The sequence below is a fragment of the Sagittula sp. S175 genome (assembly GCF_049800975.1).
Classification (GTDB): Bacteria; Pseudomonadota; Alphaproteobacteria; order Rhodobacterales; family Rhodobacteraceae; genus Sagittula.
On record NZ_JBNAGB010000024.1, the window covers coordinates 53313 to 73725 of the forward strand.

Sequence of the window (20413 nt, forward strand, 5' to 3'; positions counted from 1 at the left end):
GCGCCGCGCCTTGTCGCGGCGCTTTTTCGTTTAGATAGTCAGGGAAACGGACCGGGAGTTTCCATGACCACTCTGAACCTTGTCGGCCTTTGCGGGTCGCTGCGCGCCGCCTCTACCAACCGCCTGCTGCTGGCCGAGGCCGCGCGGCGCTTTGGCGCGGCGGAGTATACCGAGATCGACATCCGCTTTCCGCTGTTCGATCAGGATATGCAGGACGGGTCGGGCATTCCGGAGGAGGTGACGCGCGCCGCCGACCAGATCGCGCAGGCGGATGCGGTGATCGTCGCCACGCCAGAGTACAACAAGGGCATCTCGGGCGCGCTGAAGAACGCGCTGGACTGGATCAGCCGGACGGGCGGCACGCCGTGGCGGGACAAGCCCGTGGCGCTGATGTCGGCAGCCTCGGGCGCTGCGGGCGGGCCACGGTCGCAGGCGATGACGCGGCTGTGCCTGACGGCCTTTCGCCCGCTGCTGCTGCCGGGGCCGGAGGTCATGGTCGGCAATACCTCGACCAAGTGGGACGATGAGGGGCGTTTGACCGACCCCGTGGCGATCAAGCTGCTGGACGAGTTGATGGCCGACCTGCGCCGCGCAGCCGAGCGCTAGGCCGGGTTTGATATCTCGATCAGGTTGCCGTCCGGGTCGCGCAGGTAGATCGAGAGGATCGGCCCCTGCGCGCCGGAACGCGGGACGGGGCCTTCCTCGATCTCGATGCCCTGCGCGCGCAGGTGGCTGACCCAGTCGTCGATGGGCGTATCACTGAGAAAGCACAGATCGGCGGAGCCGGGGGTCGGGTATTCGGCCTTTGGGTCGAACGGGCCGCTGGCAGGATGGAGATTGATCTTTTGCGTGCCGAAGTGCAGCGCCTTGCGCGGCGCGCCCGTGGTGGGCTGGAAGTCCGCCACCTGCATGCCGAGCAGGGTGTAAAAGGCGCAGGTCTCGTCCATATCCGCAACGGTCAGGACGAGGTGGTCGAGCGACTGGACCTTGAAGGGCATGGGCGATACCTCGGGCAGCAAAGGGAGATGCCCATGCAGGATGACCAAACCCCCGAGCGCCGTCAAACCGACGTCATGGACCCGGCCCGCGCGCAGGCCTTGCTGGCGACGCTGGGTCTGCCCGGAGAGATCGCGGAGGGCACTCCGCTGCCGCCATTCTTTCATCAGGTCTATTTCTGGGACGCGCGCCCGCCGGGTCGGCTGGGCCGGGACGGGCATCCGCGCACCGGGGATGATCTGATCCCCGATCTGGGATTGCCGCGCCGGATGTGGGCGGGGGGACAGCTGGAATTCCTCGCTCCCCTGCGTGCTGGTGTGGTGGCGGAGAAGCGGACGCGGCGCGTGAAGGTCGCGCGTAAGGAGGGGCGCTCGGGCGCGCTGGGGTTCGTGACGCTGGAGCATCAGGTCTGGCAGGAGGGCGCGCTGTGCATCCGCGATGTGCAGGACCTCGTGTACCGCGAGGAGGCGGCGCTGGACGCGCCCAAGCCCACGCCACCGTTGGCCCCGGTGGACGAGGTGACGCGCGAGGAGGTCGGGTTCAACCCGACCGTGTTGTTCCGCTACTCGGCGCTGACCTTCAACGGGCACCGTATCCATTACGACGAAGACTATGCGCGCGGGACCGAAGGCTACGACGGGCTGGTGGTGCATGGGCCGCTGCTGGCGCAACGCTTGTTGCTGCTGGCGGAGCGGCAGGAGGCTGTCAGGACGTTCCGCTTTCGCGGGACCTCGGCGTTGATGCACCACGAGAGCGCCACACTGTGTCGCAACGGGTCGCGCATGTGGGTGCGGGGGCCGGACGGACGGCAGGTGATGCAGGCGGAGGTGAACGCGGGGTAGAGGCGCAGGCGCGGGAAGTTTGGGTCCAGTGTACAGTTTTTGATTGTACATCGGTAAGAGTTCTTCGCGTATCGCGGTATCGGGCGCACAATTTGCAGATCATCGCAAAGGAGCCTGAAATGCCTGTCACCCACACCGGCGGTTCATCCTACAACTGGACCGGATCCACGGAACGCCCCGCAAAGCCCGCCGCCTTCTCCCGTCACTTGCTGGACCGCTTCATAGAGACGCCATTTGCGCGCGAGACCACCTTGGCGCAGTTCCTGACCCATCACCCCACGGCCCTGACCACTGGGGTTCTCAACCAGTTGCATCGCCGCCATATCGTGCCGTGGGCAAAGATCCGTCTCTTTGCGACTTGGGCCGCCGGGTACGGGTTCAACAGGGACGACTGGAGCCGCACGATCGAGGTGTTCAACTATTTTGGCGAGGATGTCGCCTTTGCCGCGCGTCAGGCCAAGGACATGCAGCATGGACCGGGGCGTGCCGGGGCCTGGACGACTGTCGCGAACACCATGTGCTGGAAGCCCGGCAACGTTTTTGTCGGCATGGGCGCGTACAACCAGGGCACCGACATCGACCGGTGTGACGAACTGGACGACGTCGGACGCCGCAGCCTGCTTATGGGCACGCCTTGGGCGCGGGCGGAGACGATCTATGGCGCGATTGTCGGCGTCACGGGGTAGGCGATCCAAACTGAAAGACCCCGCCGTTGGGGGCGGGGCCTGTCGGTGGGCGTTGAGAGAGATCGAGAGAGACGCCCGATAGAGGTCAGCAGCCGGTGCCGTGGATCACGACGCGCACGGTCTTCAGCAGGACGCGCAGGTCGGTGCCGAAGGAAATGTCGCGCAGGTAGTCGCTGTCGAAGCGGGCGCGCTCGGCAAAGCTGGATTCGTTGCGCACGGAGGTCTGCCAGAAACCGGTGATGCCGGGGCGCAGTGAATAGTAGGCGGTGCCCGGGTAAATGGGCTTCTGCGAGGGCATCATCGGGCGCGGACCGACGAGGGACATGTCCCCGATGAGCACGTTCCACAGCTGCGGCAGCTCGTCGATGGAGGTCTTGCGGATCAGGCGGCCAATGGGCGTGATGCGCGGGTCATGGCGAAGCTTCTGGTCGCGATCCCACTCGGCGCGGGCGTCGGGGTTCGCGGACAGGTGGGCTTCCAGCAGGGCGTCCGCGTTCGGCACCATGGAACGCAGCTTCCACATGCGGAAGGCGCGGTCGTTCCGACCAACGCGGGTCTGGGTGTAGAACGGGTTGTTACCGTCGAGGGCGACCAGCACGGCAAAGACCGCGGTGATCATCAGGACAGGCAGGGCGGCCAGCAGGACGAGGGTGACGTCCAGCGCGCGCTTCAAGCTGTCGCGGTACGGAGTCGGCTGGGCGGCAACGAAGAGGGCATCTTCGATCAGGTTCTCGATGGTCGCCGTCGGCAGCGGCTGGCGAATGTGCAGTGTCAAGATGACCTCCCTCAGTCATGCGTTGACGGAGCGGATAAATCGGCAGGACAGGCTTGGACTTGGCATGGCTTCGCCGGGCGCAGCAGATAGCGCCATGGCCGGCAGGGCGGTTCAGGCCCCGTTCAGTTCACCAATTAAAATCCAAGGCAGATCGCAGCAGACGTACCCAATGACTCCCGTGTGGAAGCACCAACCCCCAAGTGCCGTGTTAGTGCGGATTGTGGCAAGACTTTGTCAAATCCGCTCGACCAGACCGTTATGCCCAGATGCCACGTTTCCGTCAATGAACGCTTGCGCGCACAAGTTTTGGTTGAAATGGAAGTGTTTTGGCGGCGTTGGGCGTGGGGGTTTTGGGTTGTGCTGTTGCGGCATTGTTGCATCCCTGCGCTGCAGAATCGAGCGTTGCGCTAAGGGATAGCTCTTTGGCGGGTCCTGTCGCAGGGGAGAAACTGGCGGTCATTCCCACCCGTTTTTGTTTCCTGCACACATTCAAACTTTGGCAAGGGGCGTGATCGTTGGTGACGAAAGCGGCAATCGCGGCGACTGAGGAGGCGGACTCGCCATTTCGTGATTTTGGTGTCCCCCGACGCAAACCGAAGATTGGTTAACTGCTTCGGATTTCTGAACACTTTGTTTCTAACAATTTCTGAGTGAGTGAGGATGTTCACGAAATGTTACAGTGCTGCGGTTTCCGTGAAGTGTGGCGCCCGAATCGCGACCGCAAGCGGCCACATTTGGGCCTCAAATCGCCCCTCGGACGCCTTATTCTCCGATTCCCTCGGCGAAATGTGGCGGGCTGCCCAAGTCCGGACTGTTGAAAGCAGGGCACCCTGCGGATATGTGCGGAACAGTCGAAAAGGACGGGATACGCACAGCCATGGCCAACCATCTGCACAAGGGCGACCTGCCTGACGATCTCGACCTTGGGCCTGTCGTGGCCATCGACTGCGAGACCATGGGGCTGAACCCGCACCGCGACCGGCTGTGCGTCGTGCAGCTTTCAGCGGGGGATGGCAACGCGCATCTGGTGCAGATCGCCAAGGGCCAGACCGAGGCGCCGAACCTCGCGCGGCTGCTGGAGGACCCGGAGGTGCTGAAGCTGTTCCACTATGGGCGCTTTGACATTGCTGCGATGTATCACAGCTTTGGGGCGCTGGCCGCCCCGGTCTGGTGTACCAAGATCGCCAGCCGCCTGGTGCGGACCTACACCGACCGTCACGGGCTGAAGACGCTGACGCAGGAACTGCTGTCGGTGGACATTTCGAAACAGCAGCAATCGTCGGACTGGGGCGCGGAAAAGCTGACCTCGGCGCAGATGGATTACGCCGCCTCGGACGTGTTGCACCTGCATCGGCTGCGCGCGGCGCTGGCCGCGATGCTGGAACGTGAAGGGCGGCTGGAGATGGCGCAGGCCTGTTTCGACTTCCTGCCGATGCGGGCACGGCTGGACCTTGAAGGGTGGCCCGACACCGACATCTTTGCCCACGCCTGAGACCGAGATGGCGCGCGGCGACGGCTTATATTCCCGGGTGATCGCCTGGTTGAAGATCCTGCTGCCACTTGCGGCGCTGGGCCTGCTGTCCATGCTCTTTCTTTTGTCGGACAGCCGCGATGACCTGGACAGCATGCCTTTTGCGGATGCGCTGCAGCAGGGCGAAACGGCAACTCCGGGCGTGTCTTCTCCGTATTACTCCGGAACGACGAGCAGCGGTGACGTGCTGACCATGACGGCGCGGCGCGCCCGCCCCCTCGACGGCGGCGATGTCGAGGCGGACGCGCTGCGCGCCCGGCTGCTGCTGAAGGACGGTGCGGCGATCGACCTGGACGCGGTGCAGGCGACGATGCGCGACGGCGAACGCCGCATCTATCTGGACGGCGGGGTCAACATCAACAACAGCCAGGGCTACACGCTGGTGACAGAGGCGATGGTGTCGGCGCTGGACCGCGTGGAGGCGGTTTCGGACGGGGCGGTCACCGGGGACGGGCCGCTGGGCCATCTCGAAGCCGGGAAGATGGAAATCCGTCCCGAAGGTGACGAGGGCGACGTGCAAATGCTGTTCACGCAGGGCGTCAAGATGATATACCAGCCGCCAGACAAGGATATTGAAGAATGACGCGACCCTTTCGAGCGGCGATTTTCTGCTTGCTTTTCCAGACATTGATGCCCCTCGCGGCCAGCGCGCAGGGGGCGAACGTGTCCTTTGGCGGCGGGTTGCAGCAGGACACCAGTGCTCCGGTCGAGGTCACGGCGGACAATCTGGCGGTCAACCAGAAGGACGGGACGGCGCTGTATACCGGCAACGTGGTCATCGTGCAGGGCGACATGCGGTTGGCGGCGCCGCGCGTTCTGGTGATATTTTCCGAGGATCAGAACAAGATCCAGCGCATGGAGGCCACCGGCGGGGTGGTGCTTGTCAGCGGTGAAGAGGCCGCCGAGGCAGAGCGCGCCGATTACAACATCGAGGACGGACTGGTCGTGATGTCGGGCGACGTGCTGCTGACCCAGGGCCAGAGCGCGCTGACGTCCGAACGGATGGTGGTGAACCTCGATACCGGAACGGCGCAGATGACCGGACGGGTGAAGACGGTGATCCGGCAGGAGGAGGGCCAGTAATGGCGCGCCCCAACCTGACGGTGACAGAAGGGTCAAGCGGTCTGCGGGTGAACCACCTTCGCAAGGCCTACCGCAAGCGCGTCGTGATCCGCGACGTGACCATGAGGCTGGATCGGGGCGAGGTGGTCGCCTTGCTAGGTCCGAACGGGTCGGGCAAGACCACGTCGTTCTATGCCATCGCCGGTCTGGTGAACCCGGACGCCGGGCAGGTGCTGATCGACGGGCGCGACGCGACCTATCTGCCGATGTACCGCCGTGCGAGGATGGGAATCGGCTACCTGCCGCAGGAGATGAGTATTTTCCGCGGGCTGTCGGTCGAGGACAACATCGGCGCGGTTCTAGACATCGCGGAGCGCGACGCGACGCGCCGTCGCGAGCGGTTGGAGGAGTTGCTGGGCGAGTTCTCCATCGAGCATCTGCGCCGCGCGCCCGCGCTGGCGCTCTCGGGCGGGGAGCGGCGACGGGTGGAGATCGCGCGCTGTCTGGCGGCGGACCCGAAGTACCTGCTGCTGGACGAACCCTTTGCCGGGGTCGATCCGATTTCGGTCGGGGATATCCGGCACCTCGTGGCGGATCTGAAAACTCGCGGCCTGGGCGTGCTGATCACCGATCACAACGTGGCCGAGACGCTCGCCCTGGTCGACCGCGCCTACATCCTGCACGACGGTCAGGTGCTGATGTCGGGCACCCCCGAAGAAGTGGTGCAGAACGAGAATGTGCGCCGGGTCTACCTTGGCGACAATTTCCGTCTGGCCTGACACCTTCGCGTGGCGAGTGTTAACAACCTGTCAGTTTCTGATGCAAATCAAGGGCAGATTTCACCCTGAAGGGCACAGTTCTCCTATCGGTTTCGATTGACAGGCGAAGGGCTTTCACCTCCAAATGAAGACATGGTGCTTTGTATCGCGGCATGGCAGAACGACAGTTTCCCGAGCTTCGGGCCACGGTCGTGCACATGCCGCAGCGGGGCGCCCTTCCTGAACCGATGACTCCACCAAGGGGCCCGTCGCCCCGGCCGATTTGTCGGTGCTAATAAAGAGAAGGACGGAACATGCGTTACCAGATCACGGGCAAACAGATCGATATTGGCGATGCACTGCAAACCCACGTCAAGACCGAGCTCGGCTCGGCGCTGGACAAGTATTCGCAGCGCCCGACCGACGCGACCGTTATTTTTTCCAAGTCGGCCCACGAATATGTCTGCGAGACCGTCGTCCACCTGTCGAGCGGCCTGAACGCTGCCGCCAAGGGGCATGCGACCGAGATCTACGCTGCCTTCGATGCCTGCGTCGAGAAAATGGACAAACAGCTGCGTCGCTATAAACGGCGGTTGAAAGATCACCACAAGGACCGTACAGAGCCGGTTGAAATGATCGAGGCCGCGTATAACATCCTTGCTCGTCACGGCGACGGCGACGATGTGGCCGAACCGGAGTCGCTTCAGCCGATCATCGTCGCAGAGATGGAGACCAAGATCCCGTCGCTGTCCGTGGGCGAAGCAGTGATGCAGATGGAACTGGCCGGCGCCCCGGTGCTGGTGTTCCGGAACGAGAAGAAGGATGGGGTGAACGTCGTTTACCGGCGCGAAGACGGCAACATCGGCTGGATCGATCCGTGATCCAAACGGTTGTCGGGGCGCTGACCCGTTGACCCACAGGGCACACACATGAAGTTTGTCGATCTGCTGAAACCCCAGGCCGTGAAGGTCATGGCCTCGTGTTCCTCAAAGAAGCGGCTGATGCATGACATCGCCGACCTCGCCGAGAGCGCGCATGGCCTTCATGCCCAGACGCTGGTCGAAGCCCTGCTCGAACGCGAAACCCTGGGGCCCACCGGCGTGGGCCACGGGGTGGCGTTGCCCCATGCTCGCATCGCCGGGCTGGAGGAAGTACTGGGTGTCTTCCTGCTGCTGGAAAAACCGATCGACTTCGACGCGGTGGACCGGCAGCCGGTTGACATCGTCTTTGCGTTGTTCGCGCCGGAGGAAGCCGGGGTTGAACACCTCAAGGCGTTGGCACTGGTCTCGCGCACGCTGCGCGATGCGGGTCTGTGCACGAAGCTGCGCGCCAACCCGGAACCGGCTACCCTTTACACCATCCTGACTGAAGCTGAGGCCGTGAAGGCCGCCTGACTGCTGCGGGTCTGCGCGCGGGACTCTTGCCTTCGGCAATTCGCCCGCCCGCCGACCCTCGGCGAGCCTCTATCCCTGCGTTGTGCGGGTGTCGTCACGAGGTTCTGGGGGCGCTGCCCCCATCGCTTCTGTGAAGCGATTCCCCCGAGGGTATTTATGAAACCAAAGAAGCAGGGGCGTGGCGTCTAGCTTCTTTGGTTTCATAAATACCCCTGCCGGAGGCAAACCCGAGGAGGCCGCCGGAGGCGGACGAACGAGGCATATGTGCGCGCGTAGCGCGCGCCTTCAGGTCCAGTCGTCGAAGCCGAACATGACGTAGTCGCGCTGGTAGGCATCGCGGGAGAGGCTTTCGATCTGGTCGTCGTAGATCTGCGCCAGGCTGAAGGGTGCCGCGTTTGCATGCGGTTTCGGGTCGGCCGGAGCCGGGTGGCCGACTTGCATGGCGAGGGCGGGCAGGTATGTGTCTGCCTCGCTTTCACGGATGACCATGTCGGGCAGGGTGAAGTCGCCCATGCCTTGTAGGCATTGTGATTGCGTCGCCCAGTGGCCATCGACGCGCACAGCGGTCTGGCCTGCGAGGTTCGCCTTGACCCAGCGCAGCCAGGCGGTGAAGGCCTCGCGGTGGGCGTTTTCATCGTAGTCGGCGCCGGGCTCGCCCTCGGGGATGGGCAGGGCATGCACGCGGCGCAGGGTGTGGCGGATGCCCTTGAAGCTACCCTTGCCGGTCGAGAGGATCTTGGAGCAGAAGCATTCATGTGCGCGGGCCAGCGGATGCCGGATCACGGTAAAGCTGCGATGCCCCGGACGGTCTCGTTTCCAGGCGCGCAGCGTGCCCTGGGAAAAGTCCTTGGTCAGCTGGTTGACCTTTACGCCGTCGAGGGCCGCCATCCAGTCAGCGACCATGGCCTCGGGGCCGGAGCGGATCGGCATGTAGAGCAGCGGCGTCTCGGCGCAGGCGAGGTAGCCGGGGACGACCGGGCCGCGGCGGGGTTCGAAATTCGGCGTGCGCGTCAGGTTGAAGGTGTCAAGGCGTGTCAGCGCGCGCTCCATCTCGTCAAAGTTCTCGACCTTTTCCGAGACGGGTTCCGGGTTCTGCCGCTTCAACGCGGTGTTCAGGCTGTCCTTCTGGTCCTTGCAGCCCAGCCAGCGGGCGAGGCCGTTCATCACCTCGAGATCGTGCAGGTCGTCGAAGTCGATGTAAAAGGCCGTCTGCGCCGTGCGTTGCAGCGTGTTGAGGATCTGCACCTGGAAGGCCTGCAGGTCGGCCACGTGTTCCTCGAACTCGCGGGCGTCGAAATGGGCCTGCGCCTCCTTCCGGCGCTTCACGTTGGTCAGCTTCCATTGGCCGGTGGCGCGGGCGATCTTCCAGCTGACGTAGCTGTCGACGGGGTTCCGGGTCAGCACGATCTTGGCGATCTTCGGATCGGTCAGCAGCGTGTCAAGGACACGCGGATCGTGGTCGTGGAAGTAGCGGAATCCCCCCAGCGCGCCAGGTGTTGCCATGCGCACCTGGTTCAGCAGGCGGGTCGGGTCGCGGTCGCGTTCCTCCTGCGTGATGCCCAGCACGTCCTCGGAATTGGGATAGCCGATGAAATGCGGGTTGAAGGCTTCGCCCAGGCAGGAGAGCCCGTCAAAGGCGTTGATGTTCGCTTCGAGGAAGTTGGAGCCGGTGCGCATTTCGGCGAAGATCACGAAGCAGTCGAACTGGGACATTCAGGGCGCCTTTATCCGTTGGCCCGGTCATTTCTTGACCAGGTAGGGCTTGCGCGTGCCTGAGCGCGTGTTGCGCCGGGCCGGGTCGACGGGGAAGTCGCCCATCAGGTAGGGGTGCATGCCCTGGTTTTTCAGGTTTTGCAGGAACTGGCCGAAGCCCACAAGGTTTTCCAGTCGCGGTGCCTCGGCGAGGCGGCGCAGGGATTTCTGACCGATCTCGTCGATGATGACCTGAAGCGGCTCCATGGGGCTTTCGATGAATTCCGCCATGGACCAGATGCGGATGCGGGCCTTCACATCCGGAGAGCGGAGCGTGTCGAGCATCTTGGACTCGACCTTTTGCAGCTTGGCCGCCTCGGCCCGGATGTCGGCGAAATTGGCGTTCGATTTGAACAGCGGCACGGCCCAGGCGCCCGAGATCACGCTGATCTGGGCGTTGGGGTCGGTGGCCATGGCATAGAGGATTTTCGGATTGTCGCGCGGGCCGTATTGAAAGCACTGGCGTTCGCCGCGCGTGTTCCAGACGAGGTTGGTCAGGAAGGCCTTGGGGTTGGCGTCGCGCAGCAGAGCATTGTCCGAGAGCGCGCCGTTGATGAGGGTCTGTCCGCCGGTGAATTCGGCGCGTGCCGGTCCGTAGAGGTGGCCGTGGACCTGTGCGCCGGTGGCGCGGGAGAGCCATTGTTCAAAGTCGATGAACAGCTCGGAGAAGCCCTGGAAGACGGAGTATTTGCCAGCCGTGACGCCGTTTTCCCACCCCCAGTTAGGGAAGCGCGATTGCATATACAGGCCCGGGCGGCCACGCGTCCTGCGGTCCACCGCCTTGGCAAAGATGCGGTCGATCTTGCCGGGGTTGGGTTCCTGCCGCGACATGGCGCGGTTGGGGTCGGTCAGAAACGCCTCGTACAAACGATCCGCGTGCGGCCAGATCTTGCGCGCGACGAAGCAGTCGGATCGGCGCAGCAGTTGCAGGTGATCGTCGTAGAAGATGTGCGGTTTGCCCTGGAAGTCGAATTTCGACAGCGTCAGCGAGCGGCTTTCGATCTGGGTGCTATACAGGCGGGCAAGCGTCTGGAAATAGGATTCATCCGGAATCCACACATGGCGGAAATAGGCGTCGTAGCGGCGGCGTTCCGGGTCCCCGAGGATGGCGGACAGGGTCTGGCGCGTCAGGCACCACCACTGGCTGCCCATGTGCGGGATGATGCCGTTGGGGATGTGGCGCTTGTAGCCGGTGAGGCGTTGCAGTTCGACGAACTTGTCGAAAAGGAAGCGGTTGTTGCGCCAGCTGAAGGGGAAATGCAGGGTGAACCGCTCGTGGTCCAGCCCGCCGACGGTCCAGGGGACGTCCGCCGTGGTGGCGCTTTCGATGAAGTCGGTGCGGGGGCGTTCCGCTAGGTAGCTGACCAGTTCCTCGACGGGCCTGAGCGGCAGGCAGGAGCCAGAGGCGAGGTAGACGTGGCGCACTTCCTCGAAGGATTTCAGCATCAGTTCGGAGGCGTCCTGCGAGGCGGCGACCAGCCCCCATGTGCCCCATTCGCAGCGGTGGCGTTTGGAAAACAGGATGCCCGGCACGGCGGACAGGCGTTCGCGGAAGTCGTCGAACCTTGACCGGGGCACGGCGCTGTCCACGTGGATCACCACCGGGCAGCCGCCGCGCGCCCAGTGCAGCGCGACCTGCTCGGCCCGGTCAAAGGCAGTGTGCACCAGCATGACGATGCCGACACTCATGTCGGGGTCCCCGCGCGCGCACTCATGCCCAGTTCCCCTTGGACATGATCCCGAGGATCTCCAGCTGTCGCCAGTTGATGTACTTTTCCGACCACTTGCACCAGAGGTCGGGGTTCTCCTTCACCCCCTCGGCATAGGCGATGTATTCGCGTGATGCGCCGTAGTGCTGGCGGCGCTCCAACTCCTCCTCGGCCTTTGCGCTGAAGGTGTCGAGGAACTTCGTGTGGAGCAGCACGCCCGAGGCCTTTTCCCCGCCCCATTCGTCGTAGACCTGGTTCAACCCGCGCGGCAGCAGGTTATGGGTCGATGACACGTAGGCATAGCGCCGGTCCCAGCGCACCAACGGGATCTTGTTCAAAGCCGGGGCCAGTTCCGGCGTCTCGGTAAAGAACATGCGGGCGCGCGGCCCGCCTTGGATCCAGAGGTTCCCGAACTGCGGGTTCTTCTGGATCGTGTAGTTGCCGGCGTCGAACCAGCTGGCGACCTCCAGCGGGTCCTGGCCCGGGCTGTAGGGATGATGGTCCAACCGGCCTTTGGGGTACATGTCCAAGAGCATGGCGCTGAACGACTTGATCGACGAGGCATCCAGCCAGTCGGTGAGCGCGCGCAGGGGGCGCGTGTCGCAGAACGGATAGAGGAACAGCTCGTCCGGGTCGACGGTCAGGCACCAGTGGTCGTGGCCGTATTTCATCAACAGCCAGTTCATCCAGTCGACGCCAAAGCGCGAGCGCTTGTAGCTTTGCTTCGTCGTCCAGACGGAGACATCGGGCTGCTTGGCCAGATAGTCCAGCGACCCGTCTGTGGAATCATTGTCGACAAAGAAGAAGTGGTTCACGCCCATGTCGCGGTAGTACTTCAGAAAGTACGGCAGGCGGACGCCCTCGTTGCGCTGGGTCGAGAACACCAACAGGTCCGAGGGCCGCAGCTGGTCCGTTCGGTTGGCAACAGGACGCAAGTCACGACGCTTGCGAAAGGCGCGAATGCGCCAACGCCTGCGTTGAAGCCTCAGCCGGTATGACTGCCATGCGCCCAAATTGCCTGCCCTTTTCCCGCCTTTTGGCGGGCGCGTCCCCTTGGGCTATCAGATGCGGGTTAAAGCCGTGTTGAAGTGCGCCGCCCAAGTCGGGGGCGCAAACTCCGGCGATTGTTTCCGCCCGGCGTGATAATCCGCAATCATTTGCCCGATTGTTTTGTGCCACAAATATACGTTCTGTACATCTGCGTAAGCGGGAATATCACCCAAAGTCTCCCGGTAAATACCTAAATTGTTGCACAGAATCGGCACTCCAAGGCTCGCCGCCTCGATCGGAGGAAGGCCGTAGCCCTCGGCGAAGCTGGGAAAGAGGAAGCCTGCCGCATCGCGGATCAGGGCGAACACCGCCTCATCCGGGAGGTCTGCGATTTCGTGCACGCGAGGCGGGTGCGCGTCGAGTCGGGCGAAGGTGGCATGGTTCTCCCATCCGCGATTGCCAAGGATCAGCAGGTCGGCGTCGATTCCCTGCTCCCAAAGGTCCAGCAGCAGGGCGTGGTTCTTGCGCGGCTCGATGGTGCCGAGGGTGACGAAGTAAGGTCGCGTCCAAGGCCCTTCGGGCGCAGTTCCGGGCTGCGGCAGGTCGACGCCAAGCGGGGTGACGAGGGTCTCGGGGACCTGCGGCAGATGCCGATGCAGGTCGCGTTCCGTCTGGTGCGAGTTGCAGAGAATGAGGTCGGCATGCTCTCCCACGCGGGCGAGGAAGCTGCGAAAGGTCTCGACCGTGCCGTCGCGCTGGTATTCGGGGTGGTCCAGCGGAATGGTGTCGTGGATCAGCACCGCCTTGCGTGCGCCCAGACGGTCGAGCGCGCGGATCAGGCGGCGGGTGAAGTTGGTATGGCCCGTGTTGATGTAATGCACGCCGCGCGGCAGGTGGCGGCGCAGCATCCGGGGCAGGCCGGGCGATAGCGTTCGGGCGATGGCGATCCGGCGCAGTTCGGCCTCCGCCCCGGCGCGGATCGGGTCCATGCGTTTGAGGCGCGACAGCCGATCCGGCGCGCCCCAGCCGCCTTGGGTAATGCGATCCCGCAAGCGCGCACAGCCCGCGCGGTCCAGAAGGATGTAGCCGAAGGCGGAACGGACCAGTCCGAAAAGCGGAGTGTCCACCGTCAGAAGATGGTCGAGCCATGCGAATTCTACCCGGTCCACGCCGGTCAGCGGGCGTCCGGCGCGGCTGACGAGGCGGGAAAGGTCGAGCAGGCGGGTCATGGCGCCAGTTAAGGCCGGGGCGGGGCGCTTGTCCACCTGTCCGGTTTCGCCTTCGCTCCGCTCAGGCGACCGCTCGGGGGCAAAGCCCCCGAACCCCCAGAGTATTTTGACCAAGAAGAAGACAAGGGTGCGTTCCTGCTTATTCTTGGGTCAAATACTCCGGGGAGCGCGAGGGGCTGGCCCCTCGCATCCGACCTGGTCACTTGTCGTAATGGCCGTTCTTGTGCCAGCGCCAAGCGTCGGCGATCATCTGCGGCATGGTCGAGCGGTGCGGCTGCCAGCCCAGTTCCTGCGCGGCACGGGTCGAGCCAGACACCAGTTTGGTGGCGTCACCTGCACGGCGGGGACCCTCGGAATGGGGGACTTCGGCGTTGGTCACCGCGCGTGCGGAGGTGATGACCTCACGGACGGAGAAGCCCTTGCCGGTGCCGAGGTTGAAGACCCGGCTGCCCTTGCCATCCGCCAGCCATTTCAGGCCCAGTACATGTGCATCCACAAGGTCGCAGACATGCACGTAGTCGCGTATGCAGGTGCCGTCCGGCGTGTCGTAGTCGGTGCCATGCACCGTCAGGGCGGCGCGTTGGCCGTCGACGGCCTCGAGCATGACAGGGATCAGGTGGGTTTCCGGGCGGTGATGTTCGCCGACTTCGCCCTCGGGGTCGGCGCCGGCCACGTTGAAGTAGCGGAAGATCACCGAGCGCAGACCGTAGGCTGCCTCGAAATCGCGCAGGATGTTTTCCACGGCGCGTTTCGAGGCGCCGTAGGCGTTCAGCGGTTCCTGCGGGGTGTTTTCATCCAGAACGACGTTGTCGTGTTCGCCGTAGGTGGCGCAGGTCGAGGAGAAAACGAAGTCCATGCAACCTGCAGCCACGGCGGCCTCGATCAGGGTCAGCGAACCGGCCACGTTGTTGCGCCAGTACATGCCGGGCTTGGCCATGGCCTCGCCGACTTGGCTGAGGGCTGCGAAGTGCATCACGGCAACGGGTTGGTGGATGCGAAAGACCTCGTCCAGCCGGGCGCGGTCCATCAGGTCGCCCTGTTCGAAGGGGCCGAATTTCACCGCGTCCTGCCAGCCTGTGACGAGATTGTCGTAGGTGACGGGCGTGTAGCCCGCCGCCTTCAAAGCCTTGCAGGCGTGCGAGCCGATATAGCCCGCGCCGCCTGTTACCAGTACAGTGGTCATGGTTCGTCCGCTTACTCGGCGGCCTTGCGCGAGGCCATGATTTCCTGAAGGAAGCCCTCGAGGTCATCACGCAACTCGTCGCGGGCGAGACCGAAGGCGACGGTTGCCTGCAGGAAGCCCGATTTCGAACCGCAGTCGAACCGCTGGCCGCGGAAGCGGTAGCCGTAGACGCCGCTTTCTTCCTTGCCGATTTCCTCGGCGATGGCGTCGGTCAACTGGATCTCGCCGCCTGCACCGGTCTTCTTCTGGTTCAGGTTCTTGAAGATCTGCGGCGACAGGATGTAGCGGCCGATCACGGCGAGGTTGGACGGCGCCTCGGACGGTTCAGGCTTTTCGACCATGCCCTTGACCTTGACCAGCGAGCCCATGTCGTCCTCGATGTCGAGAACGCCGTAGGCCTTGGTCTTTTCCTGCGGGACTTCCATGGCGGCGACCATGTTGCCGCCGGTTTCCTCGTAGGCTTCGACCATCTGCTGGAGGCAGGGCTTTTCCGCCGCGATCACGTCGTCGGGCAGAACAACGGCGAAGGGTTCGTTGCCGACCAGGCGGCGGGCGCACCAGATGGCGTGGCCGAGGCCAAGCGCCTTGTGCTGGCGGATGTAGGCGATTTCGCCGGAGTCCATGTTGGTGGACTTCAGGATTTCCAGCAGGTCGTCCTTGTTCTTCTTCTTCAGTTCCTGCTCCAGCGTGGGGGCCACGTCGAAGTAGTCCTCGAGCGCGCCCTTGCCGCGCGAGGTGACGAAGATGAATTCCTTGATGCCGGCGGCGCGGCATTCGTCGATGGCGTATTGGACCAGCGGGCGGTCCACCAATGTCATGATTTCCTTCGGGACCGACTTGGTCGCCGGAAGGAAGCGGGTTCCAAGGCCCGCGACCGGGAAGATCGCCTTCGTGACCTTTTTACGCATCCGCCTGCTCCTTCGTTGCTACGGTATAAACATGGGGCAAAGCCCGCGTATTTTGCTAACGACCTTTGCTTTTATTAAGCGAAAACACCAGTGGTTTGGTTCCCCGAAGGTCAATATTTCATACTAATTCGTGAATCTGTCCGGAAAATGACCGCGCACCGGGGCGACTCGATGCTGCTCTGCAGCAATGCGGCGTGAGAAACGCCACGGTTGAATCAGGGAAGCAGAGCGAAGGCTCCTTCCGAAAAGGCCGCCGGACTGTTCCCAGACCCCTTCCGGGGAGAAATGGACGTGGTGATAGCGCGCGCTGGGGTCGAGGAGAATCAGGGTGACGATGTCTCCGGCGGCGGCGGCATCGGCGGCTTCGCTGCGCAATCTGCGCGACTGCCAGAGACGCCCGGTCATGGCGCGGCGCGGTGCTCCGGGACGGCCGGGGAAGGGGCGAAAGCCCTCCGGGGCGCGGGCGATGCGCGGAGTTTCGTCGAGCGGGCGCCCCATGCCGTCGGTGCCGCCTTTTTTCAGCCCGCGCAGAAGGCGGGCCACGTCGTCGGCCTGAAGGGGGCCGCGCTGCATCAGCCGAAGCAGGCGCAGGCGCTGATCGGCGCGAAAGCTGTCCCATGCGGCGGCGCGGGCGGCGCGGGGGCAGTATTTACGCAGGAACACCTGCTGGCTGGCACCGATCTCGGTCAGGTCGGTGGGGGTGCGGTCTGCGGTGCGGCGGGCAGAGGCAGCAAAGCCGTGATGGACCTGCGCCAGTGGCACGATGGCGGTGGCATGGCCCGCGCGGGCAAGGCGCATGTTCAGGTCGGTCTCGTCGAGGAAGAAGCGGAACGCCGGGTCAAAGCCGCCCATCTCGGCCAGCACGTCGCGGCGGACGGCCATGTTGGTGCCCTCGGTCTTGATCGCGCGATCGTTGGCGGGGTGCAGGACGGTGGGGCGGGTGTCGTTCACATCCAGGGCCGTGGCGCTGCCGGTGCTGTCCACGGTGCGCGCGCGCCATTGGAAGGAAATGCCGTTGCGCCCCAGCACGTAGCCCCCGGCGGCGGCGATGTCCTCGGTGGCGAAGGGCGCGGCGAGGTGGAACAGCCAGAGCGGCTCCGGCACGGCGTCGTCGTCGATGAAGGCCACGATCTCGCCCGCCGCCTGCGCGATACCCAGATTGCGGGCGGCGCTGATGTTGGGCTCGTCATAGGCGACGGTCTTGGCGTATTCGCCCAAGGGGTGTGCCGCGACCGCAGCCATCCCGTTAGGGCAGGCGACGATGATGACCTCGAAATCGGGGTAATCGAGTTGGGAGATGCCGGTCAGGCAACGGGTCAGGGCATCGGGGCGATGCCTGCTGACGACGACGATGCTGACCGGCGGCTGCATCAGCCTTTCTTCAGGTCCACGCCCGGCGCGTAGGCGATGAAGAACGGGTTGGCGAACCCGGCCTTGCCATAGGCCAGCGGCGTGTGGTCGTCGAAGCGGACGACGCGGCCGCCCGCGCCCGCCAGAACGGCGTGGCCCGCGGCGGTGTCCCATTCCATCGTGCGGCCAAGGCGCGGGTAAATGTCTGCCTCGCCGGTCGCCACGAGGCAGAACTTCAACGAGGACCCTGCCGAGCGCATGTCCTTCACATTGTAAAGGTTGATGTAATCGTCGGTCGCCTGATCGCGGTGCGATTTCGACGCCACGACCATCAGCGCGCCATTATCGGGTTCGGTGACGCGGATGTCTTTCACCTCGCCCACGGTGTCCAGGTCGAAGGGGCCGGTTTCCTCGACCGAGTGGCCGACGGAATTGGTGTAGAACATGCGTTCGCGCGCCGGGGCATAGACGACGCCACGGGTGGGGACGCCTTCCTCGACCAGCGCGATATTGACGGTGAAGTCACCGCGGCGGTTGATGAATTCCTTGGTCCCGTCGAGCGGATCGACGATGAGGAAGGTCATCGCATCGACGCTGTGCGATGCGGCCTGCTCTTCGGTCACGAGCGCGACATCGGGGAAGGCAGCGCGCAGGCCGGCCGAGATCAGGGCGTCGGCGGCTTCGTCGGCCTCGGTCACGGGGGAGGCGTCGGACTTCGTCTTTACCTCGAAATCGTCGGCATTGTAGATCTCCATGATCTTGTTGCCGGCTTCGATGGCGAGGCGGCGCATGATCGTGGTCAGTTCGGAATAGTTCATGAAAGTCTCCTTTGCCCGCAATCTGCACGCTTTATTGATTTGATGCCTGCCGCGCCTTATGCTGCGGATAACAATAAACGGCAAGATAACGATAAATCGTCATACATGCCGTAGACGAGAGGCAGACAGCGGTCACGGGCCGCACGAGCGGGGCATCCCATGTTTCAAACCACGCGACCGAAATCCAACCTGCAATCGGCGGTGAACATCGCCGAACTCATCTATCACAACGCAGTACGTTCCGTGCGCAAGGCCCATGGCAACGCCGTCATGGCGATTTTCATGAACCTGCTGCAGACGATCATCTTTGTGCTCGCTTTCTTTGCAATGTTCTCGATCATGGGGATGCGCGGGAATGCGGTGCGGGGCGATTTCCTGATTTACATCATGACGGGAATCTTCCTGTACATGACGTTCTCCAAGACGCTGGGCGCTGTCGCCGGGTCCGAGGGGCCAGCCAGTCCGATGATGCAGCATGCGCCGATGAACACGGCCATCGCCATCATCAGCGCCATGCTGTCGACGCTGTATATCCAGGTGCTGTCGTTGATCTGCATCCTGTTCGTCTATGATGTGGCCTTCAATCCCTTCGTGATGACGGAAATCCATGACCCGATGGGCTGTCTGGGGATGCTGATCCTGTCGTGGTTCTCGGGGGCGTCGATCGGGATGGTCTTCCTTGCGGCAAAGCCTTGGGCGCCCACGCCGATCAGCATCATCTCGACCATTTTCCAGCGCGCGAACATGATCGCCTCGGGCAAGATGTTCGTGGCGAACACGCTGCCCGGCTACATGCTGGTGATGTTCGACTGGAATCCGCTGTTCCACACTATCGACCAGTCGCGCGGCTATGCCTTCGCCAACTACAATCCGCGAAATTCAAGCTGGGAATATGCCTTTTACGTGTCTATCGTTCTGCTCATGATCGGGCTGATGGGTGAATTCTACACTCGCAAACATGCCTCGGCTTCGTGGAGCGCGCGCCGCTAAGGGGCATGTGTCCCGGGCGCGGGAGAGGGTAATCTGGATGCTGCGTTTCGTTCTGGCCTTCGTGATGATCTGCGCCGCCTCGGTGGCGAACGCGCAGGAGGGGTTCCCGGCGCTGTATGACGTGTCGGGCGTGGGCGCGGATGACGCGCTGAACGTGCGGGCAGGGCCGGGGGTGAACCACGGAGTCGTCGGCGCGCTGGCGCATGACCAGAAGCGGGTCGAGGTGCTGGGCGTGCAGGGCAACTGGGCGCAGGTCAACACCGGGGAGGTGGCCGGTTGGGCCTCGCTGAAGTTCCTCGAACCGCGTCCGGCAGAGCCTTTGGCCGATGCGAAGGGCCTGCGTTGCTTTGGCACCGAACCTTTCTGGGAGCTGGACATCACGCCGGGCGACACCGCGCGGCTGCGCAAGCCGGATTCGCCGCTGGTGGATGTGTTCCAGGTGGGCGCGCTGGAGCGGGCTCCTGCCATGGTCGAGAAACACGTGCTGCGCGGTGTCGGGGCCGCGCGGGAACTGGCGGTGGTCGTGCAACCGGCGCAATGTAGCGACGGCATGTCTGACCGGAGTTACGCGCTGGACGTGACGGTGATCGTCACTGGCGCGCAGGGGCCGACCTACGCCGGGTGCTGTTCGCTGGCCGACTAGGTCACCACCCGCAGCGTCAGGTTCAGCCGCCCGCCATCGGGAAACAGGGTCGAGGTGCCGGGGCGCAGCCGGTCGATGCCATGAAAGGCGCGGCGGGACGCGCCCCTCAGCAACACCACGTCGCCGGATTTCAGCCAGTGCGACGTGGTCGGATCGCGTCGGTCCGTGCCGCCCATGCGGAAAAGCGCCTCGTCGCCCAGTGACACCGACAGCACCGGACAGTCGAAATCCTGTTCGTCCACATCCTGATGCAAGCCCATGCGGGCGTCGCCGTCGTACCAGTTGATGAGGCAGCATTCGGGGTCGCGCGGGCAGTCGGCCAGATCGCGCCAGAGGCTCATGACCGGCTCGGGGATTGGCGGCCATGGCTGCCCGTCGGGATGGTGAGCTTCGTAGCGATAGCCCTTCGGGTCGCTGATCCAGCCGAAATCGCCCGCCGCTGACATCCGCACCGACATGGGTCCGCGCCGCGTCCGGGGGCGGAACAGGGGCGCGTGCCGCAGGACATCACGCACCGCCGCGACGAGGGTCTCTTGTGCGGGGCGGTCGAGGTGGCCGGGGAAGACCCGAAAGTCCTTTATGTCGATCATGGTCATGCGCCGTTTGTGGGCGCGCGGAAACCGGTTGCCAAGGAATTCCCGCTATATCGCCCCCACTTTGTTGAGAATCGTTGGGATCGGCAGGCAGGAGGAGTGCCCGTGACGGAAACGACAAGATTCCGTGAATTTGCGTGGGGGCAGGCGCTTGGCAAAGCGGGGGGGCCTCCTTATATGTCGTCCGAACGCGATGGCAGGGTT

General features: G+C 63.9%; 22 protein-coding genes. 11 read left to right on the top strand and 11 right to left on the bottom strand.

All coding sequences use genetic code 11. The features are described from left to right. Window positions 1–63: 63 nt before the first annotated feature. Window positions 64–606 carry an NADPH-dependent FMN reductase gene (locus ACP16H_RS21905; RefSeq protein WP_425074361.1) on the top strand — a complete coding sequence of 181 codons (543 nt, stop codon included), beginning with the start codon at window positions 64–66 and terminating at the stop codon, window positions 604–606. On the opposite strand, the gene ACP16H_RS21910 is transcribed toward ACP16H_RS21905, so the two are convergent. Then, window positions 603–998 (bottom strand): VOC family protein, encoded by a 396-nt coding sequence (locus ACP16H_RS21910; protein WP_425074362.1) that lies wholly within the window; start codon window positions 996–998, stop codon window positions 603–605. The genes ACP16H_RS21905 and ACP16H_RS21910 overlap by 4 nt on opposite strands. Before the next feature lie 33 nt (window positions 999–1031). On the opposite strand from ACP16H_RS21910, the gene ACP16H_RS21915 reads away from it, so the two are divergent. Beyond that, window positions 1032–1838, top strand: coding sequence for an FAS1-like dehydratase domain-containing protein (locus ACP16H_RS21915; protein WP_425074363.1), 807 nt, complete (start codon window positions 1032–1034; stop codon window positions 1836–1838). Window positions 1839–1957: 119 nt separating this feature from the next. Continuing rightward, on the top strand, window positions 1958–2524 hold the full coding sequence (locus ACP16H_RS21920; RefSeq protein WP_425074364.1) for a hypothetical protein: 567 nt from the start codon (window positions 1958–1960) through the stop codon (window positions 2522–2524). Between the two features lie 85 nt (window positions 2525–2609). On the opposite strand, the gene ACP16H_RS21925 is transcribed toward ACP16H_RS21920, so the two are convergent. Further along, a complete protein-coding gene (locus ACP16H_RS21925; protein WP_425074365.1) occupies window positions 2610–3299 on the bottom strand; it encodes a sugar transferase in 690 nt (229 codons plus the stop codon). Window positions 3300–4176: 877 nt separating this feature from the next. Here ACP16H_RS21925 and ACP16H_RS21930 point away from each other — a divergent pair. The 6 genes from ACP16H_RS21930 (at window position 4177) to ACP16H_RS21955 (ending at window position 8044) form a co-directional block, all read left to right on the top strand. Continuing rightward, window positions 4177–4791, top strand: a complete 615-nt coding sequence (locus ACP16H_RS21930; RefSeq protein WP_425074366.1) for a ribonuclease D — start codon at window positions 4177–4179, stop codon at window positions 4789–4791. A gap of 7 nt (window positions 4792–4798) precedes the next feature. Next, window positions 4799–5413 (top strand): LPS export ABC transporter periplasmic protein LptC, encoded by a 615-nt coding sequence (gene lptC, locus ACP16H_RS21935; RefSeq protein WP_425074367.1) that lies wholly within the window; start codon window positions 4799–4801, stop codon window positions 5411–5413. Beyond that, window positions 5410–5913 carry a lipopolysaccharide transport periplasmic protein LptA gene (lptA, locus tag ACP16H_RS21940; protein WP_425074368.1) on the top strand — a complete coding sequence of 168 codons (504 nt, stop codon included), beginning with the start codon at window positions 5410–5412 and terminating at the stop codon, window positions 5911–5913. The genes lptC and lptA overlap by 4 nt, the downstream gene beginning before the upstream one ends. Next, on the top strand, window positions 5913–6671 hold the full coding sequence (lptB, locus tag ACP16H_RS21945; RefSeq protein WP_425074369.1) for an LPS export ABC transporter ATP-binding protein: 759 nt from the start codon (window positions 5913–5915) through the stop codon (window positions 6669–6671). The genes lptA and lptB overlap by 1 nt, the downstream gene beginning before the upstream one ends. 293 nt (window positions 6672–6964) lie before the next feature. Continuing rightward, window positions 6965–7531 (top strand): ribosome hibernation-promoting factor, HPF/YfiA family, encoded by a 567-nt coding sequence (hpf, locus tag ACP16H_RS21950; RefSeq protein ID WP_425074370.1) that lies wholly within the window; start codon window positions 6965–6967, stop codon window positions 7529–7531. A gap of 48 nt (window positions 7532–7579) precedes the next feature. Continuing rightward, entirely contained in the window at window positions 7580–8044 is a 465-nt protein-coding gene (locus ACP16H_RS21955) for a PTS sugar transporter subunit IIA (RefSeq protein WP_425074371.1), read from the top strand. A 285-nt stretch (window positions 8045–8329) separates the two neighbouring features. Here ACP16H_RS21955 and ACP16H_RS21960 read toward each other — a convergent pair whose 3' ends face one another. The 8 genes from ACP16H_RS21960 to cysQ form a co-directional block, all read right to left on the bottom strand. Further along, window positions 8330–9757 carry a nodulation protein NodH gene (locus ACP16H_RS21960; RefSeq protein ID WP_425074372.1) on the bottom strand — a complete coding sequence of 476 codons (1428 nt, stop codon included), beginning with the start codon at window positions 9755–9757 and terminating at the stop codon, window positions 8330–8332. Window positions 9758–9784: 27 nt separating this feature from the next. Further along, a complete protein-coding gene (locus ACP16H_RS21965; RefSeq protein ID WP_425074373.1) occupies window positions 9785–11485 on the bottom strand; it encodes a beta-1,6-N-acetylglucosaminyltransferase in 1701 nt (566 codons plus the stop codon). 22 nt (window positions 11486–11507) lie between these two features. Then, window positions 11508–12494: a glycosyltransferase family 2 protein gene (locus ACP16H_RS21970; RefSeq protein WP_425074390.1), complete on the bottom strand. Its 987-nt coding sequence runs from the start codon at window positions 12492–12494 to the stop codon at window positions 11508–11510. A gap of 72 nt (window positions 12495–12566) precedes the next feature. Continuing rightward, window positions 12567–13724 (bottom strand): glycosyltransferase family 4 protein, encoded by a 1158-nt coding sequence (locus tag ACP16H_RS21975; protein ID WP_425074374.1) that lies wholly within the window; start codon window positions 13722–13724, stop codon window positions 12567–12569. Between the two features lie 199 nt (window positions 13725–13923). Then, window positions 13924–14907, bottom strand: a complete 984-nt coding sequence (galE, locus tag ACP16H_RS21980; RefSeq protein ID WP_425074375.1) for a UDP-glucose 4-epimerase GalE — start codon at window positions 14905–14907, stop codon at window positions 13924–13926. Window positions 14908–14918: 11 nt separating this feature from the next. After that, complete coding sequence (gene galU, locus ACP16H_RS21985; RefSeq protein ID WP_425074376.1) at window positions 14919–15815, bottom strand: UTP--glucose-1-phosphate uridylyltransferase GalU; 897 nt, start codon at window positions 15813–15815, stop codon at window positions 14919–14921. Window positions 15816–15938: 123 nt separating this feature from the next. Then, complete coding sequence (locus tag ACP16H_RS21990; protein ID WP_425074377.1) at window positions 15939–17186, bottom strand: glycosyltransferase family 2 protein; 1248 nt, start codon at window positions 17184–17186, stop codon at window positions 15939–15941. Beyond that, window positions 17186–17983, bottom strand: a complete 798-nt coding sequence (gene cysQ, locus ACP16H_RS21995; RefSeq protein ID WP_425074378.1) for a 3'(2'),5'-bisphosphate nucleotidase CysQ — start codon at window positions 17981–17983, stop codon at window positions 17186–17188. Before cysQ ends, ACP16H_RS21990 begins: the two co-directional genes overlap by 1 nt. 159 nt (window positions 17984–18142) lie before the next feature. Here cysQ and ACP16H_RS22000 point away from each other — a divergent pair, with 159 nt between their 5' ends. Both ACP16H_RS22000 and ACP16H_RS22005 read left to right on the top strand, forming a co-directional pair. Continuing rightward, on the top strand, window positions 18143–18973 hold the full coding sequence (locus ACP16H_RS22000) for an ABC transporter permease (protein ID WP_425074379.1): 831 nt from the start codon (window positions 18143–18145) through the stop codon (window positions 18971–18973). 37 nt (window positions 18974–19010) lie between these two features. Beyond that, window positions 19011–19616, top strand: a complete 606-nt coding sequence (locus ACP16H_RS22005) for a COG3650 family protein (RefSeq protein ID WP_425074380.1) — start codon at window positions 19011–19013, stop codon at window positions 19614–19616. Here ACP16H_RS22005 and ACP16H_RS22010 read toward each other — a convergent pair. Continuing rightward, window positions 19613–20212 carry an alpha-ketoglutarate-dependent dioxygenase AlkB family protein gene (locus ACP16H_RS22010; protein ID WP_425074381.1) on the bottom strand — a complete coding sequence of 200 codons (600 nt, stop codon included), beginning with the start codon at window positions 20210–20212 and terminating at the stop codon, window positions 19613–19615. The genes ACP16H_RS22005 and ACP16H_RS22010 overlap by 4 nt on opposite strands. Window positions 20213–20413 lie beyond the last annotated feature (201 nt).

Coding starts and splice junctions, on each gene's coding strand:
- ACP16H_RS21910 (WP_425074362.1), bottom strand. CDS start 998: ATGCCCTTCAAGGTCCAGTCGCTCGACCACCTCGTCCTGACCGTTGCG.
- galU (WP_425074376.1), bottom strand. CDS start 15,815: ATGCGTAAAAAGGTCACGAAGGCGATCTTCCCGGTCGCGGGCCTTGGA.
- ACP16H_RS21915 (WP_425074363.1), top strand. CDS start 1,032: ATGCAGGATGACCAAACCCCCGAGCGCCGTCAAACCGACGTCATGGAC.
- ACP16H_RS21920 (WP_425074364.1), top strand. CDS start 1,958: ATGCCTGTCACCCACACCGGCGGTTCATCCTACAACTGGACCGGATCC.
- galE (WP_425074375.1), bottom strand. CDS start 14,907: ATGACCACTGTACTGGTAACAGGCGGCGCGGGCTATATCGGCTCGCAC.
- ACP16H_RS22010 (WP_425074381.1), bottom strand. CDS start 20,212: ATGACCATGATCGACATAAAGGACTTTCGGGTCTTCCCCGGCCACCTC.
- cysQ (WP_425074378.1), bottom strand. CDS start 17,983: ATGAACTATTCCGAACTGACCACGATCATGCGCCGCCTCGCCATCGAA.
- ACP16H_RS21975 (WP_425074374.1), bottom strand. CDS start 13,724: ATGACCCGCCTGCTCGACCTTTCCCGCCTCGTCAGCCGCGCCGGACGC.
- ACP16H_RS21955 (WP_425074371.1), top strand. CDS start 7,580: ATGAAGTTTGTCGATCTGCTGAAACCCCAGGCCGTGAAGGTCATGGCC.
- ACP16H_RS21905 (WP_425074361.1), top strand. CDS start 64: ATGACCACTCTGAACCTTGTCGGCCTTTGCGGGTCGCTGCGCGCCGCC.
- ACP16H_RS21960 (WP_425074372.1), bottom strand. CDS start 9,757: ATGTCCCAGTTCGACTGCTTCGTGATCTTCGCCGAAATGCGCACCGGC.
- lptA (WP_425074368.1), top strand. CDS start 5,410: ATGACGCGACCCTTTCGAGCGGCGATTTTCTGCTTGCTTTTCCAGACA.
- ACP16H_RS21990 (WP_425074377.1), bottom strand. CDS start 17,186: ATGCAGCCGCCGGTCAGCATCGTCGTCGTCAGCAGGCATCGCCCCGAT.
- ACP16H_RS21965 (WP_425074373.1), bottom strand. CDS start 11,485: ATGAGTGTCGGCATCGTCATGCTGGTGCACACTGCCTTTGACCGGGCC.
- ACP16H_RS22005 (WP_425074380.1), top strand. CDS start 19,011: ATGCTGCGTTTCGTTCTGGCCTTCGTGATGATCTGCGCCGCCTCGGTG.
- lptC (WP_425074367.1), top strand. CDS start 4,799: ATGGCGCGCGGCGACGGCTTATATTCCCGGGTGATCGCCTGGTTGAAG.
- ACP16H_RS21930 (WP_425074366.1), top strand. CDS start 4,177: ATGGCCAACCATCTGCACAAGGGCGACCTGCCTGACGATCTCGACCTT.
- ACP16H_RS22000 (WP_425074379.1), top strand. CDS start 18,143: ATGTTTCAAACCACGCGACCGAAATCCAACCTGCAATCGGCGGTGAAC.
- hpf (WP_425074370.1), top strand. CDS start 6,965: ATGCGTTACCAGATCACGGGCAAACAGATCGATATTGGCGATGCACTG.
- lptB (WP_425074369.1), top strand. CDS start 5,913: ATGGCGCGCCCCAACCTGACGGTGACAGAAGGGTCAAGCGGTCTGCGG.